This is a genomic window from Streptomyces sp. NPDC127119 (assembly GCF_042677425.1).
Lineage (GTDB): Bacteria > Actinomycetota > Actinomycetes > Streptomycetales > Streptomycetaceae > Streptomyces.
In genome coordinates this window covers 1-16,557 of record NZ_JBHXTO010000180.1, presented here as the reverse complement: position 1 = coordinate 16,557, position 16,557 = coordinate 1, and the positions used below count along the sequence as shown (strand labels likewise).

General features: G+C 71.4%; 15 protein-coding genes. 7 read left to right on the top strand and 8 right to left on the bottom strand.

Translation table 11 applies throughout. The annotated features are described in order from the left end of the window. Positions 1-46: 46 nt before the first annotated feature. Positions 47-1,360, bottom strand: a complete 1,314-nt coding sequence (locus ACFVH5_RS39965) for an FtsX-like permease family protein (RefSeq protein ID WP_385838601.1) — start codon at positions 1,358-1,360, stop codon at positions 47-49. Between the two features lie 14 nt (positions 1,361-1,374). Continuing rightward, positions 1,375-2,187: an ABC transporter ATP-binding protein gene (locus ACFVH5_RS39960; protein ID WP_384806181.1), complete on the bottom strand. Its 813-nt coding sequence runs from the start codon at positions 2,185-2,187 to the stop codon at positions 1,375-1,377. 310 nt (positions 2,188-2,497) lie between these two features. Between ACFVH5_RS39960 and ppk2 the strand changes: the two genes are divergently transcribed. Then, positions 2,498-3,391 carry a polyphosphate kinase 2 gene (ppk2, locus tag ACFVH5_RS39955; RefSeq protein WP_385838599.1) on the top strand — a complete coding sequence of 298 codons (894 nt, stop codon included), beginning with the start codon at positions 2,498-2,500 and terminating at the stop codon, positions 3,389-3,391. Between the two features lie 90 nt (positions 3,392-3,481). Here the strand turns inward: ppk2 and ACFVH5_RS39950 are convergent, their stop codons facing one another. After that, entirely contained in the window at positions 3,482-4,933 is a 1,452-nt protein-coding gene (locus ACFVH5_RS39950; RefSeq protein WP_385838598.1) for an ATP-binding protein, read from the bottom strand. Beyond that, positions 4,934-5,668, bottom strand: coding sequence for a response regulator transcription factor (locus tag ACFVH5_RS39945; protein ID WP_385838597.1), 735 nt, complete (start codon positions 5,666-5,668; stop codon positions 4,934-4,936). 237 nt (positions 5,669-5,905) lie between these two features. On the opposite strand from ACFVH5_RS39945, the gene ACFVH5_RS39940 reads away from it, so the two are divergent. Next, positions 5,906-7,201, top strand: coding sequence for a glycosyltransferase family 4 protein (locus ACFVH5_RS39940; protein WP_385838596.1), 1,296 nt, complete (start codon positions 5,906-5,908; stop codon positions 7,199-7,201). Positions 7,202-7,713: 512 nt separating this feature from the next. Here the strand turns inward: ACFVH5_RS39940 and ACFVH5_RS39935 are convergent. The 3 genes from ACFVH5_RS39935 to ACFVH5_RS39925 form a co-directional block, all read right to left on the bottom strand. After that, a complete protein-coding gene (locus tag ACFVH5_RS39935; protein WP_385838595.1) occupies positions 7,714-8,322 on the bottom strand; it encodes an FMN reductase in 609 nt (202 codons plus the stop codon). After that, entirely contained in the window at positions 8,319-9,428 is a 1,110-nt protein-coding gene (locus ACFVH5_RS39930) for an LLM class flavin-dependent oxidoreductase (protein ID WP_385838594.1), read from the bottom strand. The genes ACFVH5_RS39935 and ACFVH5_RS39930 overlap by 4 nt, the downstream gene beginning before the upstream one ends. Positions 9,429-9,810: 382 nt before the next feature. Beyond that, complete coding sequence (locus ACFVH5_RS39925; protein WP_385838593.1) at positions 9,811-10,311, bottom strand: hypothetical protein; 501 nt, start codon at positions 10,309-10,311, stop codon at positions 9,811-9,813. Positions 10,312-10,548: 237 nt separating this feature from the next. Here ACFVH5_RS39925 and ACFVH5_RS39920 point away from each other — a divergent pair, with 237 nt between their 5' ends. Then, positions 10,549-11,343: an SDR family NAD(P)-dependent oxidoreductase gene (locus tag ACFVH5_RS39920; protein ID WP_385838592.1), complete on the top strand. Its 795-nt coding sequence runs from the start codon at positions 10,549-10,551 to the stop codon at positions 11,341-11,343. After that, entirely contained in the window at positions 11,343-11,510 is a 168-nt protein-coding gene (locus ACFVH5_RS39915; protein ID WP_385838591.1) for a hypothetical protein, read from the top strand. Before ACFVH5_RS39920 ends, ACFVH5_RS39915 begins: the two co-directional genes overlap by 1 nt. 114 nt (positions 11,511-11,624) lie before the next feature. Here ACFVH5_RS39915 and ACFVH5_RS39910 read toward each other — a convergent pair whose 3' ends face one another. Beyond that, positions 11,625-12,818 (bottom strand): RtcB family protein, encoded by a 1,194-nt coding sequence (locus ACFVH5_RS39910; RefSeq protein ID WP_385838590.1) that lies wholly within the window; start codon positions 12,816-12,818, stop codon positions 11,625-11,627. Positions 12,819-13,024: 206 nt separating this feature from the next. Here ACFVH5_RS39910 and ACFVH5_RS39905 point away from each other — a divergent pair, with 206 nt between their 5' ends. The 3 genes from ACFVH5_RS39905 (at position 13,025) to ACFVH5_RS39895 (ending at position 16,554) form a co-directional block, all read left to right on the top strand. After that, positions 13,025-13,912, top strand: a complete 888-nt coding sequence (locus tag ACFVH5_RS39905) for a DUF3558 domain-containing protein (protein ID WP_385838600.1) — start codon at positions 13,025-13,027, stop codon at positions 13,910-13,912. Positions 13,913-14,061: 149 nt separating this feature from the next. Continuing rightward, on the top strand, positions 14,062-14,940 hold the full coding sequence (locus tag ACFVH5_RS39900) for a DUF3558 family protein (RefSeq protein ID WP_385838589.1): 879 nt from the start codon (positions 14,062-14,064) through the stop codon (positions 14,938-14,940). 195 nt (positions 14,941-15,135) lie between these two features. After that, positions 15,136-16,554 (top strand): DUF2637 domain-containing protein, encoded by a 1,419-nt coding sequence (locus ACFVH5_RS39895; RefSeq protein ID WP_385838588.1) that lies wholly within the window; start codon positions 15,136-15,138, stop codon positions 16,552-16,554. The last annotated feature ends 3 nt before the right edge of the window (positions 16,555-16,557 follow it).

The following is a 16,557-nucleotide window of genomic DNA, read 5'->3' as shown; positions in this document are numbered from 1 at the left end:
CCCCTGAATGGGGGCGCGGGGAACTGCGCAATCTTTTCGGCGCACCCTAAGCGGCCAGCGCCACCGCGTCGATCGCCGGCACCCGCAGCACCCGCCACGCCGTGACCAGGCTCGTCCCCATCGTCACCGTCACGGCCACCGCCATGACCCCGAGCCAGATCCCCAGCCCCTGGTCCGGCAGGACCGAGTCCGTGCGGACCGTGGTGAACGCGACGATCCCGGCGAGCGCGCCCCCCGTACCGAGGACGACGCCCATCACCGTGAGGACCAGGGACTCGATGCCCACCATGCCGAGGACCTGCCCCGGAGTCGCCCCCGCGAGCCGTTGCTGCCCGAACTCCTTGCGCCGGTAGGTGGTGGCCGCGTACAGGGAGTTGACCAGCATGATGCAGGAGAAGACCACGATGATGCCGACGACCGTCAGGTTGAGCGTTTCGAGGTTCTTCGCGTCGACGGACTTGGGCACACCCGCCGCGTCGATCGCGTCGTTCTCGGCAGCCTGCATGTAGAGGGTCGCCGTGGCCATGCCGATGAAGACGATCAACGGCACCATGACACCGGACAGTTGCGCCGCGCGCGCCCGCAGGCCGTGTACGGCGGGATAGCCGCTCGGTCCCGTCAGCGGCAGCCGGCGGAGCAGCACCCGCAGCAGCCCCGGCGACAGGAGCGCGAGGCCGACCGAGAGCAGGATCGCGCCGTACGCGGGCGGTGCCATCAGCGCGGCGTCCGTCGACGACAGGGCGAAGGTGCTGCCGATCGACAGGCCGCCGAGGATCAGGGACCCGCCGACGAGGAACGCGCGCCCCCTGCCCCGGGACGGGCGCCGGTCGCCGGTCGCCCGGCGCACCGCGAGGAACGCCGCCCCCGCCGCCGCGATAACCGTGATGCCGGGGCCCGAGTACTGGGCGATGGGTCCGAAGGTGTAGTCGACGGACTCGGCGACCTGCCCGGTGTCCTTGAAGACGTCCAGCAGGACGCGTCCGCCGAGCATCGCGGGGCCGATGGCGAGCAGCGCGCCCACCAGGGCGACGGCCACCGCCTCCCCGACGACCATCCGCTTGAGCTGCGCGGGCGTGGCCCCCGAGCAGCGCAGCAGGTCGATCTCGGCGGAGCGCTGGCGCACGTTCACCGTGAGGGTGGAGGCGACGGCGAAGAACACCAGGAGGGTGCCGTAGCCGCCGACGACGCCCGCCGCGCTGGACAGGGTGTCCGCGCTGACGGGGTCGACGCCCGGCGCCCCGGCCGTGTCGTGCATCGAGTTGAAGGTCATGATGATCGCCGCGCCCAGGAAGGCGGACAGCAGGGTGGCGGCGAAGCGCCCGGGGCGCTGCCGTACGGAGCGCATGGCAAGGGTGAACATGGTGAACATCGCGCTCACGCCCCCGCCATCACGTCGTCGCCGAGGTGCGCGAGGCGCTCGGCCACCGCGTCCACGGTCGGCCGGCGCATCTCGCCCGCGAGCCGGCCGTCCGCGAGGAACAGCACCGAGTCGGCGTACGAGGCCGCGACCGGGTCGTGGGTCACCATGACGACCGTACGGCCGTGGCGGCGTACGGCGTCCTGGAGGAGCCGCAGGACGTCCCGCGCGCTGCGGGTGTCGAGGGCGCCGGTCGGCTCGTCCGCGAAGATCACGCTCGGTTCGGTCACCAGGGCGCGGGCGATGGCGACGCGCTGGCGCTGGCCGCCGGAGAGCTGGTCGGGCCGGTGGCCGAGGCGGTCGCCGAGGCCGACGGCGGTCAGGGTCTCCCGCACCCGGTCCCGGTTCACCCTGCGCCGGGCGAGCTTCAGCGGCAGGATCGTGTTCTGCGCCACGGTGAGCGTGTCGAGCAGGTTGTACTGCTGGAAGACGAAGCCGATCCGGTTGCGGCGGAACTTCGTCAGCTCCGCCTCGGTGCCGCCGGTCATCTCCGCGCCGTCGACCATCACGATGCCGCTGTCGGGCCGGTCGAGGCCCGCCGCGCACTGCAGCAGCGTGGACTTGCCGGAGCCCGAGGGCCCCATCACGGCGGTGAAGGTGCCGCTCGCCAGGCTGAGCGTCACCTCGTCCAGCGCGGTCACGGCGCTGTCGTCGCTCCCGTACGTCTTGCTGACCTTGACCAGCCGCAGGGCCATGTCGGCGGCGCCCGTGCCGTGGTCGCCCGTACTGTGCGTGCGTCGGTCGGTGCCCGTTCGGCGAAACATCGTCATCAGCCTCCGTCGGGCACGGTCCGCGCCCCGTGTCGGGCACCGCCGGTGCCCCCGCTGCCGGACACTTCCTGTGCCCCGCGAAAGACGCTACGGACAAGGGGGCGCGGGCACATTGGGCGCAGAACCCGTATCGGGGGGTGTACCCAGCGACACCCCCGCGGTGCGGACGGCCTCCTCGGACCGCCCGCCCCTCCTCCAGTGCCCTTGCCACAATCTCGCGGGTCGTTTACCTGGACTTCGCCGTCCGTACGCCTCCGCTTGCTTCCATCGCACACATGCCCACTCCTTACCGGCCCTCCTGAGGAGAGACATGACCGAACTGCTGAGTGGCATGAGCGTCGACTACAGCGACCACGACGACCCGGTGCTGATCCGCCCCGACGGCACCTCGGTGGACACCTGGCGCGAGAACTACCCGTACGCGCAGCGCATGGAGCGCGCGGAGTACGACCTGCACAAGCGGCTGCAGCAGATCGAGCTGCTGAAGCTGCAGGGCTGGATCAAGGAGACGGGGCGCCGGCTCGTCGTCGTCTTCGAGGGGCGGGACGCGGCCGGCAAGGGCGGCACGATCAAACGCTTCACCGAGCACCTGAACCCGCGCGGCGCCCGGGTGGTGGCCCTGGAGAAGCCGACCGAGCGCGAGCGCGGGCAGTGGTACTTCCAGCGCTATGTGGAGCACCTGCCGACCGCCGGGGAGATCGTGCTCTTCGACCGCTCCTGGTACAACCGCGCGGGCGTCGAGCGGGTCATGGGGTTCTGCTCGGACGACGAGTACCGCCGGTTCATGCGTCAGGCGCCCGGGTTCGAGCGGATGCTCGTCGACGACGGCGTGGACCTGGTGAAGTTCTGGTTCTCGGTGTCGCAGGGCGAGCAGCGCACACGTTTCACGATCCGCCAGGTCGATCCCGTACGGCAGTGGAAGCTCAGCCCGATGGATCTCGCCTCGCTGGACCTGTGGGACGACTACACCGCCGCGAAGGTCTCCATGTTCCGCGAGACGGACACCGAGCAGGCCCCGTGGACCGTGGTGAAGAGCAACGACAAGAAGCGGGCCCGCGTCGAGGCCATGCGCAGTGTGCTGGCCCGCTTCGACTACACGGACAAGGACCACGAGGTGGTCGGGGAACCGGACCCGAGAGTCGTGGGCGAGGCGGCGACGCTCCTGGAGGAGGGCGAGGACGACGACCTGCGGGAGGGCTGGTGACAGCGGCCACCGCCCTCGGCGGTACAGCGGCCACCGCTCTCGGCGGCCACCGCCCTGCCGACCGACGGCCATGAAACAGGTCGGCCCCCTCTACCCCGCCCGGCCCGCGACGGTGAAGCCCGTCACCGAGCCGCCGCCCTCCCGGCGGCCGGCGAACGGTTCTCCGCCGTGCGCGGCCGCGACCTCGCGGACGATCGAGAGGCCGAGCCCGGAGCCGGGCAGGCTCCGCGCGTCCGGCGCGCGGTAGAAGCGGTCGAAGACCCGGTCGAGATCCTCCTGGGCGATACCGGGCCCCCGGTCCAGGACCTCGACCCGGACGGTGTCACGGTCGACGCGCGTCACGGCGAGCTCGATCGGCCCGCTCCCGCCCCGGTCGAACTTCGCCGCGTTGTCCACCAGGTTGGACATCGCCCGCTGCAGCGCCGCGGGCCGCCCGTCGACCACCGTGTCCCCCGAGACCCGTACGGTCACCGCCCGCCCCGTGCGCCGGCGCGCCGCCACCGCCACGTCGTCCGCGAGGTCGCCGAGCGCCACCTGCCGCGGCGGCTCGGTGTCGGACTGGCCGGCCGCCAGCGCGACCAGCTCGTTGACCAGGTCGGTCAGCTCACGTGACTCCTGCGCGAGGTCGTCGACCAGTTCCTCACGGGCGGCGGGCGGCAGTTCGTCGATCCGGCGCAGGATCGAGATGTTCGTGCGCAGCGAGGTCAGGGGCGTACGCAGTTCATGTCCCGCGTCCTGGACGAGGCGCCGCTGGTCGTCCTCGGACTGGGCGAGACGGCCCAGCATGCGGTCGAAGGACCGGCCGAGCCGGGCCACCTCGTCGTACCCGGCGACCGGCACCTGGATGCCGAGCCGCCCGGTACGGGCCACGTCCTCGGCGGCCCCGGCGAGCCGCACCAGCCGCGAGGTGATGCGCCGGGCCAGCCACCAGCCGAAGAGCCCCGCGGCGATCACCACGGCGCCCACGAGCAGCACGGTCCGCTGCTGGAGGTCGCGCAGCAGATCCTCCGTACCGCTGAACTCCTGCGCCACCTGCACCGCGCCCCGCCCGCCGCCGAGCGAGACGGTCGCGACGCGGTAGACGTCGTCGCCGACCTCGACGTCCCGGTGCTCCACCAGCCGCCCGGCGGCCTGCGCGGCGGCGATCGGACGGTCGGCGGCGTCCACGGGCAGCGGCGTGCGGCCCCGGTAGACGACGGATCCGTCCGGCCTCAGGACCTGGACGACCGTGCCGCTGGGCCGGACGAGTTCGCCGCGCGGGCCGCCGCCCGCGCCGGCGGTGGCGAAGTCCGCGGGCCCCAGCGGATTGCGGCGCACCTCGTCGAGCAGATCCTGTACGACGCCCTCGAACACGGTCTGCTGGTCCACGCGCACGAGCCGGGCGGCGGCGTCGTACGACAGGAACCCGACGAGGACGGTGACGGCCGCCGCGACGGCCGCGAACGACACCGTGAAGGTGGTCCGCAGCGACGACAGCCGGGCCCGCGCCACCCACCGCCCGAACCGGCCGGGCCGGCCGGTCCGCACGCCCGTGGGCCGCACTCAGTCCTCCCTCAGCACGTACCCCACGCCCCGCACGGTGTGGATCACCGACGGCACGGCGGCCGAACCGGGCGCGCCTGCCGCTCCCGGCCCGTCGAGCTTGCGCCGCAGATAGCCGACGTACACGGCGAGGTTCTTGGAACCTGGCCCGAAGTCGTATCCCCAGATGCGGTCGTAGATGGTGGTGTGGTCCAGGACGATGCCCGCGTTGCGGACGAGCAGTTCCAGCAGGTCGAACTCGGTGCGCGTCAGCTCGATCTCCCGCGGGCCCCGCCAGACCCTCCGGGCCTGCGGATCGAGGCGCAGCCCCGCGGCGGCGATCTGGCCGTCGGGCGCGCGCTGCTGTTCGCTGGGTACGTCGTCGGGGGCGCCCGTGCGCCGGAGCAGGGCCCGGAGCCGGGCGAAGACCTCCTCGACGTCGAAGGGCTTGACCACGTAGTCGTCGGCGCCGGCATCCAGGCCCGCGATGCGGTCCGCGGTCTCGACGAGCGCGGTGAGCATCAGGATGGGGGTGCGGTTGCCTTCGGCGCGCAGGACGCGACAGACCTGGAGGCCGTCGATGCCGGGCATCATCACATCGAGAACGAGCACGTCAGGAGGGGTGCGGTGGGCCTGCGCGAGCGCCTGGACACCGTCGGCGACGGCGGTGACCTCGTATCCCTCCAGGCTCAGGGCCCGTTCCAGGGCGTGGCGGATCGCGCGGTCGTCCTCGGCGAGCAGCAGATTGTGGGGCACGGGACCAGTCTGCCAAGCACTTCTGTACGTACTACCTGATGAAGGGGGGTTACGGCCGGGCCTCTTACCCGGCTCTCACCCCGCCGGGACCGGTGGCTTACCTCGCCCAGCCACTGTGTCCCCTGTGCCGGGGGCGAGCGCCGCGACGGGGAGGGCCACGCACCGATGAAGCGCACTGGACGCACGGAGCGTACGGAACGCACGGAGCGTACGGCAGGCGAGGAGGCCGCGAAGCGAATGAACCGTAGGGGACGCAGCCGTACGAGCCGCAGGAAGATCGTGTTCCTGCTGCACAACGCGTACGCCATCGGGGGGACCGTGCGGACGACGCTCAACCTCGCGGCGGCGCTCGCCGACCGCCATGACGTGGAGATCGTGTCGATGCGACGGCACCGGACCGAGCCGCGCTTCACCATCGACCCGCGGATCACGGTCGTACCGCTGGTCGACGAACGGGACGACAGCGCGGACCTCACCGACCCCGCGTACGCGCTCCCGGCGACGGACTTCCCGAACTCCGACAAACGGTACGAGCAGTACACGCGGCTCACCGACCAGCGGGCCGCCGCGTACCTGACCGACAGCGATGCCGACGTGATCATCGGCACCCGCCCCGGCATCAACGTCTACGTCACCCTCTTCGCGCCGCGCCGGGCCCTGCGCATCGCCCAGGAACACCTGCGGCACGACCAGCACACCAAGCGGCTGCGGACCGTGCTGGCGCGGCACTACCGCCGGCTGGACGCGGTGGTCACGACCACCGAGGCGGACGCGGAGGTGTACCGGCAGCGGATGACCCTGCCGGGCGTGCGGGTCGCGGCCGTGCCGAACATCGTGCCGGCGCCCGAGGGCATCACCCGCGACGGGACGACGAAGGTGGTGGCCGCGGCGGGCCGGCTGGTCGCCGGGAAACGCTTCGACCTGCTGATAGAGGCCTTCTCCGCGGTCGCCTCCAAGGAGCCGGACTGGCGGCTGCGGATCTACGGCGGCGGCGCGCAGCGCGACCACCTCCAGGACCTCGTCGACGGCCTCGGACTCGCGGGGCACGTACGCCTCATGGGGCCGCGCACGCCCATCGAGGCGGAGTTCGCGAAGGCGGCGATGGTCGTCTCGGCCTCCGACGCGGAGTCGTTCGGGATGACACTGGTCGAGGCGATGCGCTGCGGGCTACCGGTGATCAGCACGGACTGCCCGCTGGGGCCGGCGGAGATCATCACCGAGGGGGTCGACGGGCGGCTCGTGCCCATGGGCGACTCGCGCGCGCTGGCCGAGGCGATGCTCGACCTGATCCGGGACGAGCCGCTGCGGCTCGCGATGGGCGAGGCGGCGCTGGCGAGTTCGCGCCGGTACGACGCGGAGCCGATCGTGGGGCGCTACGAGGACCTGTTCGCGTCGCTTTCCTCGACGCGGGGCCGCCGGGCATGGACCCGAGCCCGCGCCCGAGCGGCGTCCTGGACCCGCCGCCACTCCCGCAAACTCCGCCGCCCACTACCGGGCCCCCGGGTCCCCGACCCCAGAACGACGGGGCCCTGAGCCCTGGGCCCCGGGCCGCTCGATCCCGGGTGCGGGCCCGGTGGGGGATGGGGGCGAAGCTCTGAGTTCCGCCTGCGGGCCGGTGGGGGCCGGTCGCGCCGTTCCCCGCGCCCCTAAGGGGTTGGGGGCGGGGGTGTGAGTTCCGGCTGCGGGCCGGTGGGGGCCGGTCGCGCCGTTCCCCGCGCCCCTAGGGGAGTGGGGGGTTGGGGTGTGAGTTTGGCTGCGGGTGGGTGCGGGTGGGGGTTTCGGCTGCGGGTTCGCCACAGGCCCGCCCCCTCAGGGGCGCGGGGAACTGCGCGGCCAACCCCCACCGGCCCGCACCCAGCCCTTCGGCCCCAGGCCCCACCCCCTCAGGGGCGCGAGGAACTGCGCGACAAGCCCCCACCGGACCCGCACCAAACCGTCCGAGGGCCAGGCCCACCCCCTAGGGGCGCGGGGAACTGCGCAAACGGCCCCACCGGCCCGCAGCCGAGACACAGGGGCGCGGCGGCCCCCACCGGAGGACCCGCACCCTACGGAGCCCGCAGCGCAGCGAGTTGCTCCGCGAACGGAACCACCTCGAACTCACCGACCCGCACAGCAACCCCCTCCCCCCGCCCAGCCCCAGCAGCCGCGCCGCCCATCAGCGCAGCCAACTCCCCCGCAGCCCGCCCGATCCGCTCGGCCAGCCCTTCCGCCCCCCAGTCCTCCGACGCGGCGTAGACCCCGGTAGGGACGACCACCGCCCGCAGGTACGCGAACAGCGGCCGCATCGCGTGTTCCAGCACCAGCGAGTGCCGAGCCGACCCCCCGGTCGCCGCGACGAGCACGGGCTTCCCGGCCAGCGCGTCACGGTCCAGCACGTCGAAGAACGACTTGAACAGCCCGCTGTACGAGGCGGAGAAGACCGGCGTCACCACGATCAGCCCGTCCGCACCCGCCACCGCGGACAACGCCGCGTCGAGCGCCGGCCCCGGAAACCCGGTGGTCAGGTTGTGCGCGATCTCGACCGCGAGATCGCGCAGCTCGACCACCTGGACCTCGACCCCGCCCCCGGCGGAGGCCGCCGCGGCAAGGCGGTCCCCCAGCAACCGCGTGGACGACGGAACGCTCAGTCCCGCCGAGACGACGACCAGCTTCATGACGCGGTCACCTCCTGGCCCGCCTCGGCGGCAGCCGCAGCCGCAGCGACCCGCGCCGCGTGCGTGGGCGCTTCCGGCACCCCCGCCGCCCGACCCTTCGCGAACTCCTCGCGCAGCACCGGCACGACCTCCTCGCCCAGCATGTCGATCTGTTCCAGGACGGTCTTCAGCGGCAGCCCCGCGTGGTCGACGAGGAACAACTGCCGCTGGTAGTCACCGGCGTAGTCCCGGAAGGCCAGCGTCTTCTCGATGACCTGTTCGGGCGAGCCGACGGTGAGCGGCGTCTGCTCGGTGAACTCCTCCAGCGACGGCCCGTGCCCGTACACCGGCGCGTTGTCGAAGTACGGCCGGAACTCCCGTACCGCGTCCTGCGAGTTGCGCCGCATGAAGATCTGTCCGCCGAGCCCGACGATCGCCTGCTCGGGCGTGCCGTGCCCGTAGTGCGCGTACCTCGACCGGTACAGCTCGACCATCTGCTTGGTGTGGTCGGCCGGCCAGAAGATGTTGTTGTGGAAGAACCCGTCGCCGTAGTACGCGGCCTGCTCGGCGATCTCCGGCGAGCGGATCGAGCCGTGCCAGACGAACGGCGGCACGCCGTCCAACGGCCGCGGCGTCGAGGTGAACGACTGCAGCGGCGTACGGAACTTGCCCTCCCAGGTCACCGTCTCCTCGCGCCACAGCCGGTACAGCAGGGCGTAGTTCTCGACGGCGAGGTTGATGCCCTGGCGGATGTCCTTGCCGAACCAGGGGTAGACCGGGCCGGTGTTGCCGCGCCCCATCATCAGGTCCACGCGTCCGTCCGCGAGGTGCTGGAGCATCGCGAAGTCCTCGGCGATCTTCACCGGGTCGTTGGTGGTGATGAGGGTGGTGGAGGTGGAGAGGATGAGGTTCTCGGTGCGGGCGGCGACCCAGCCGAGCATGGTGGTCGGCGACGACGGCACGAACGGCGGGTTGTGGTGCTCACCGGTCGCGAAGACGTCGAGCCCTACTTCCTCGGCCTTCTGCGCGATGGCGACCATGGCCTTGATCCGCTCATGCTCGGTCGGGGTCCGGCCCGTGGTGGGGTCCGGCGTGACATCGCCGACGGTGAAGATCCCGAACTGCATGGCTACCTCATCCTCCAGGTTGTTGACGATTCAACTATACCCCCAAACGATGCCCCTACCGGGTCTATTCCCGCACCCTCCGCCTCGGGCCGGCAGAGGCAGACTGCGCAGTTCCCCGCGCCCCTGACGGGGCCGAGCCCCCACACCCCCGCAGCCAAACTCACACCCCCACCCCCACCCCCCTAGGGGCGCGAGGAACGGCGCGGCCAACCCCCACCGACCCGCAGCCGAACTCAACCCCCCGCCCCACCCCCTCAGGGGCGCGAGGAACGGCGCGAACGGCCCCCACCGCCCCGCAGCCGAACTCAATCCCCCGGCCCCACCCCCTCAGGGGCGCGGGGAACGGCGCAATCCTTGAGCAGGTGGAACAGGACCACCCGGCCTAGAAGACGTAACTGTCCCCCGTGTCCAGCACCAGAACCTCCTGCCGGTCATTCCGATGATTCCGATCCACCGCCCCACCACCCCACACCGCATCGATCCCCAACGTCACTTCCGAAGGCTCCCCCCGAAGCCGCACCGCCAAGGTGACCGTCCGCCCCCACCCGTCCGCCGGCAACGCCCCCGTCCGGCACAGCACGGTCCGCGCCCCGGACCGCGCGCAGCCGGCGGGCAGCCGCTGTTCGTCCGCGAGCGGCGCCGACCACCGCAGCCGTACGGTCGCGTCGTCGACCCCGAAGGGCCCATGGTTCTGCGGGGTCATCCGCAGCTCGACCCGCCCGTCGTCCATCCACAACCGCCCGTGGAATGCGAGATCGGCCTCGGGCACACCACCGAACCGCTCACCCCCCACGGCCCCCGCCGCCCCCGAAACCCCCGCCGCCCCCACGACAGCAGCCGCCGCCACGGCGACCACCACCCCCCGCGCACAGAGATCCCGCACAGAAAGATCCCGCGCAGAAAAATTCCGCATGTCCCATGTCCTCCACGTCGGCCCGCCGGATCCCGTACCCGGGTCAACGCATGTATGCCACCCCGGCCGCCCCCCAGGCGCCGCCCATCAGGTGAGACGCCCGTCCGCCCGCCGGGCCCGCCTATCCTGGCCGGGAGAGCATTCGACCGTACGAGCGAGCGGCGGCGGCAGTTCGCCCCGCCCGCACCCCTCCGCCGAGGAGCACCCATGACCGCCGCCGCATCCGCCGCACCCACCGCGCCCGCCGCCGCGTCCCGTATCGCCGTCGTGACCGGCGCGAGCAGTGGAATCGGTGCCGCGACGGCCCGGCAGCTGGCGTCCGCGGGCTACCGGGTGGTCCTCACGGCCCGCCGCAAGGACCGTATCGAGGCGCTCGCGGAGGAGATCGGCGCGGCGGGCGGCGAGGCGGTGGCGTACGCGCTGGACGTCACCGACCGTGCGGCGGTCGACGAGTTCGCGACGGCCTTCAAGAAGATCGGCGTCCTGATCAACAACGCGGGCGGCGCGCTCGGCGCGGACCCGGTCGCGTCCGGCGACCCCGCGGAGTGGCGCCAGATGTACGAGACGAACGTCATCGGCACGCTGAACGTCACCCAGGCCCTCCTCCCGGCGCTGACCGCGTCCGGCGACGGCACGGTGGTCGTCGTCTCCTCGACCGCGGGCCACGGCACCTACGAGGGCGGCGGAGGTTATGTGGCCGCCAAGCACGCCGAGCACGTCCTCGCCGAGACCCTCCGTCTGGAGATCGTCGGGACGCCGGTCCGGGTCGTCGAGATCGCGCCGGGCATGGTGCGGACCGACGAGTTCGCCCTGACCCGTTTCGGCGGCGACACCGAGAAGGCGGCGAAGGTCTACGCCGGGGTGGCCGAGCCCCTCACCGCCGAGGACGTCGCCGAGACGATCGCCTGGACGGTCACGCGTCCCTCGCACGTCAACATCGACCTGCTGGTCGTACGCCCCCGGGCCCAGGCCTCCAACACGAAGGTCCACAGGGAGCTGTAGTGCCGGACGCCGACCCCGCCCCCGAGCCCGCCCGGGACCGGGAGCAACGCCGCCTGGCCCAGGAGAAGAAGGACGAACGCTACGTCTGGTGGTACCTGGCGTACTTCCTCTTCGGCATCCACATCGTGGCGTTCGTCATGATCTACGCGGTCATGCACGCGAAGTGATGACGAAATACGACGACCGGCCGCGAGACAGCACGAAATCCATGCCGCATGAATTCATACGGCATGGATCCGGCGGGGATTTCGTGCCGCGTGAATCCACGCGGCACGGCTTCGTCACCCCTTCACGCACACGACCTGCTTCAGCTTCGCCACCACCTCGACCAGATCCCGCTGCTGGTCGATGACCTGCTCGATCGGCTTGTACGCGGCCGGGATCTCGTCCACGACACCGGAGTCCTTACGGCACTCCACGCCCCGTGTCTGCTCCTCCAGGTCCTTGGTCGTGAAACGGCGCTTGGCAGCGTTACGGCTCATGCGCCGGCCCGCGCCGTGCGAGGCGGAGTTGAACGCCTTCTCGTTGCCGAGACCCTTCACGATGTACGAACCGGCGCCCATCGAGCCCGGGATGATGCCGTACTCGCCGGAGCCCGCGCGGATCGCGCCCTTGCGGGTGACCAGCAGGTCCATGCCCTCGTACCGCTCCTCGCTCACGTAGTTGTGATGGCACGAGATCTCCGGCTCGAAGGTCACCTTCGCCTTCTTGAACTCCCGGCGGACGACGTCCTTGGAGATCGCCATCATGATCGCGCGATTGTGCTTCGCGTACTCCTGCGCCCAGAAGAGATCGTGCCGGTACGCCGCCATCTGCGGTGTGTCCGCGATGAATACGGCGAGGTCGCGGTCGATCAGCCCCTGATTGTGCGAGAGCTTCTGCGCGATACCGATGTGATGCTCCGCGAGTTCCTTGCCGATGTTCCGGGAACCGGAATGCAGCATGATCCAGACCGCGTCGTCCGAGTCGAGGCAGAACTCCCAGAAGTGGTTTCCGCCACCCAGGGTGCCCATCTGCTTCGTGGCCCGCCCCTGACGGAACTTCACCGCCTCCGCGACCCCGTCGAAACGCCCCCAGAAGTCGTCCCACCCGCGGGTGGCGAGACCGTGGAAGCCACCGGGATCGACCGGGCTGTCATGCATGCCACGCCCGACCGGAATCGCCTGCTCCACCTTCGACCGCAGGTGGGACAGGTCGCCCGGCAGGTCGTTGGCCGTCAGGGACGTCCTGACCGCGGACATGCCGCAGCCGATGTCCACCCCGACCGCCGCCGGACACACCGCACCCCGCATCGCGATGACCGATCCGACCGTCGCACCCTTTCCGTAGTGCACGTCCGGCATCACGGCCAGGCCCTTGATCCAGGGGAGCGTGGAGACGTTGCGGAGCTGCTGCATCGCCCCTTCCTCCACCGACGCCGGGTCCGCCCACATACGGATCGGAACCTTCGCCCCCGGCATCTCCACGTACGACATATCGTCCTCATTCCCCCGTAAAACCAACAGAAGTCTTAAATCGCAAAACCGGCGCCAAGGCCAACGTTTGGGACAACGGACCGGCGTCCACGGCAGTGCGTGCGATACACATTGTCTCCAGGGCCCACCCCCGTGCGGCAACCGAATAACCACAGGACACCCTGGTCGTGAGCACAGTCGATCGACCCGTCGAGAGGAGCCCCACCGTGCAGCGGAAGGCGTACGTACCCGGCGTCGCCGCGCTCCTCGCGGCGTTGCTGGCCGGCTGCACCGGCGGATCGCCGGACGGCGGCGGCCAGGACGACCCGAAGCCGGGCGGCACGACGTCGACGGCCGCCGCGGCACAGCCCGGCAAGTACCGCACCCTCCCCGAGCCCTGCGGCGCGGTGTCGCACAGCACCCTGGACTCGCTGCTGCCGGGCATCAAGCAGCTCACGGACGAGGAGCAGCGCGAGAAGGCCTACGAGGGCACGGCGACGGTCACGTACGACACGGACCGGAAGGTCGGCTGCCGCTGGAAGGCGGAGTCGGCGACCGCGACGGACCACCTGCTGGTGGATTTCGAGCGGGTGGTCTCGTACGACAACGCGGTGAGCGACGACGACCGCGCGGAGGAGATCTACGGGAAGAAGGAGGTCGCGGCGGACCTTCCGGCACCGGCCGCGTCGCCCTCCGCCACGACCGGGGCCCCCGACGCGTCCGAGTCGCCCGAGTCCGGATCCGGGTCGACCCCGGGCGCCGGAAAGTCCGGCACGTCCGGTGCGTCGGACGACGCCGGCGGTGACGGCGACAGCAACTCCTCCGCGAACGCGAACTCCTCCACGGACCCCTCCGCCAGTGGCGTCCCGGGCTCCACGCCGAGCGCCCTCCAGCCCCGCACGCTCGACGGTCTGGGCAACACGGCGTTCCTCGACGACGCGCTGAACGACTCCAAGCAGCGCACGGTGACTGTGGTGTTCCGCACGTCCAACGTGGTCGTGACGATCCAGTACGACGAGCAGCCGGCGACCACGACGGACGTCCCGAGCAGCGAGGACATGCAGGACAGGGCGCGGAAACTGGCGGGCCAGCTCGCCGAGTCGTTCAGCGATTAGGGACGGTCGGCGGGGGTTTCGGCCTCGGCGGAACCTGAGCCGCACATGTCCCGTTCGGGCTACCGTGGCCCCTCGGACCCGACCGAGTGCGGTCAGGCGGAGAACGCGGCCGTCCGCACGTACACCCGAGCGTCTTGAGTGAAGGAACCATGCACCGATCCGTACAGCGACCCCGTCAGCGACTCACCCGCATCCTGGTCGGGGCGTCCGCCGTCCCGCTGATGCTCGTCGCCTCCGGCTGCTCCTCGGACTCCGGCGACGGCTCCGGCGACGACGCGAAGAAGGAGTCCGGCTCCTCGGCGTCGTCCTCCCCCACGGAGGCGGCCGCGGTGGTGAAGGAGGCGACGTACGCGAAGCTTCCCGAGCCGTGCAAGGTGTTCTCGTCGAAGACGCTGAAGGAGCTCGTACCGGAGGGCACCAAGTCCGGCAAGGAGGGCAAGTCCGAGGACATCGGCACGCGCGGCAACTGCTCCTGGGACAGCCTGGACAACAAGGGTGTGGACGGCTCGCAGTTCCGCTGGCTGAACGTGTCGCTGCTGCGTTTCGAGTCGGACCAGAGCCGGGGCACGGGCGAGAAGCTGGCCTCGGAGTACTACACGAAGCACGCCGAGGACGCGCGTGCGGTGGAGGACGCGAAGAACACCAAGTCGCAGCCGGTGTCCGGCACGGGCAACGAGGCGACGCTGGTGACGTACGACCTGAAGAAGAAGGAAGGCACCTTCCGGCAGCAGACGCTCGTCACGCGCGTGGAGAACGTCGTCGTGACGGTCGACTACAACGGCGCGGGTCTCGCGGGCAACGACTCCCCGAAGGCGGCCGATCTGACGAAGTCGGCGGAGAAGGCCGCGAAGGAGGCCGTCCAGGCGGTCGTGACCGCGAACGGCGGCAACAGCGGGGCCACATCCGGCGCCGACGCGAGCGCGTCCCCGGACAAGTCCGCGAGCGAGAGTTCCGGCAAGGGTTCGGACCTCGGCGGCGACTCCGACGACAACGCGAGCCCCACCAGGTCCGCCACCAAGAAGGACTGACACGGGGCCGAGCCGGGAACCGCGTCGTCCAGTTCGACCGCCCTCCCACTCGCAGCCCTACCAGGACATTTGGTGGAGCCCGGCCCCCACGGAGGCCGGGCTCCACCCGTACCGGGCATCCGCACCCCGTACACATGTGCCACTCTGTTGCGCGCAACAGGTCGTAAGGGGAGGGGAGTACGGGTGGCCGCGCCTATGCAGCTCACCAAGACGCACAAGATCCTCATCGGAGTGGTCGTCTTCGGGGCGGTCGTCATCGCAGCGATCGGCTTCGCCGGTTCCTACGCGGCGGTCCGCGAACTCGCCCTGGAGAAGGGCTTCGGGAACTTCAGCTACGTGTTCCCGATCGGCATCGACGCGGGCATATGCGTCCTGCTCTCGCTCGACCTGCTCCTCACCTGGATCAGGATCCCGTTCCCGCTGCTGCGGCAGACGGCATGGCTGCTGACGGCCGCGACGATCGCCTTCAACGGCGCCGCCGCCTGGCCGGACCCGCTCGGCGTGGGCATGCACGCGGTCATCCCGATCCTGTTCGTGGTCTCCGTGGAGGCGGCCCGGCACGCGATCGGCCGGATCGCGGACATCACCGCCGACAAGCACATGGAGGGCGTACGCCTCACCCGCTGGCTGCTCTCCCCGCTGCCCACGTTCCTCCTGTGGCGCAGGATGAAGCTGTGGGAGCTGCGCTCCTACGAACAGGTCATCAAGCTGGAGCAGGAACGACTCGTCTACCAGGCGCGGCTGCGCTCCCGCTTCGGCCGTGCCTGGCGCCGCAAGGCCCCGGTGGAGTCCCTGATGCCCCTGCGGCTCGCCCGCTACGGCGTCCCCCTCGCCGAGACCGCGCCCTCCGGCCTCGCGGCGGCGGGCATCGAGCCCGCGCTGCTGCCTCCGGCGCCGCAGCCCGCACTGGAACCGGCCGAGGCGTCCGCGGGCGCCCGCACCCCCGCGGCGGCGGCCCCCGTACGGGACGACACGGCTCCCGACCGGGCGCGGCGCCCCGCTCCCGAGGGCGACGAGTTCGCCGAGCCCCCTGAGCAGCCGGACCGGGCCGAGCCGCAGAACCCGTGGCTCCAGGCCCGGGACCCCCAGTCCGTCGCGTACCAGGGCGGCTACGACCCGACGTACGACCCGGAGGCCGCGTACACCCAGTGGTACGCGGAGCAGCAGCAGGCCGAGGAGTTCGAGGAGCAGCAACGGCTCCAGGACGAGCGGCGGTTCCAGGACCGGCGCCGGTTCGAGCAGGAGGCGGTCCCGCAGCGGCAGGAGGCGTTCGCCCAGCAGCAGGAAGCCTTCCCGCAGCAGCAGTACGCGGAGCAGGAGCCGGAGCCCCCGGCCCCCGAGCCGTCTCCGGAGGACACCGGTACCTTCCCGATCCCGGCCGGCCCCGGGCGTACCCGCGAGCTGGGTGCGGGCGGCGGCACGGAGCCGACCGAGGAGGACTACTACCTGGTCTTCAAGAAGTCGATAGACGGCAGCTATCCGACGTCGGGCCAGTTCCGGGGCAACGTGGAGGACACGTTCGGCACCACGCTCCCGCAGCGCGAGGCCGACCGGCTGGTCAACCGCTTCACCAACCGCCACACGGCGGAACTCCAGGAGGACCACATCGCCTAGGGC

Bases quoted from the DNA above. Each gene is read 5' to 3' on its own strand.
- ACFVH5_RS39920 (WP_385838592.1), top strand. From the start codon at position 10,549: ATGACCGCCGCCGCATCCGCCGCACCCACCGCGCCCGCCGCCGCGTCC.
- ACFVH5_RS39935 (WP_385838595.1), bottom strand. From the start codon at position 8,322: ATGAAGCTGGTCGTCGTCTCGGCGGGACTGAGCGTTCCGTCGTCCACG.
- ppk2 (WP_385838599.1), top strand. From the start codon at position 2,498: ATGACCGAACTGCTGAGTGGCATGAGCGTCGACTACAGCGACCACGAC.
- ACFVH5_RS39940 (WP_385838596.1), top strand. From the start codon at position 5,906: ATGAACCGTAGGGGACGCAGCCGTACGAGCCGCAGGAAGATCGTGTTC.
- ACFVH5_RS39930 (WP_385838594.1), bottom strand. From the start codon at position 9,428: ATGCAGTTCGGGATCTTCACCGTCGGCGATGTCACGCCGGACCCCACC.
- ACFVH5_RS39895 (WP_385838588.1), top strand. From the start codon at position 15,136: ATGCAGCTCACCAAGACGCACAAGATCCTCATCGGAGTGGTCGTCTTC.
- ACFVH5_RS39910 (WP_385838590.1), bottom strand. From the start codon at position 12,818: ATGTCGTACGTGGAGATGCCGGGGGCGAAGGTTCCGATCCGTATGTGG.
- ACFVH5_RS39965 (WP_385838601.1), bottom strand. From the start codon at position 1,360: ATGTTCACCCTTGCCATGCGCTCCGTACGGCAGCGCCCCGGGCGCTTC.
- ACFVH5_RS39900 (WP_385838589.1), top strand. From the start codon at position 14,062: ATGCACCGATCCGTACAGCGACCCCGTCAGCGACTCACCCGCATCCTG.
- ACFVH5_RS39960 (WP_384806181.1), bottom strand. From the start codon at position 2,187: ATGACGATGTTTCGCCGAACGGGCACCGACCGACGCACGCACAGTACG.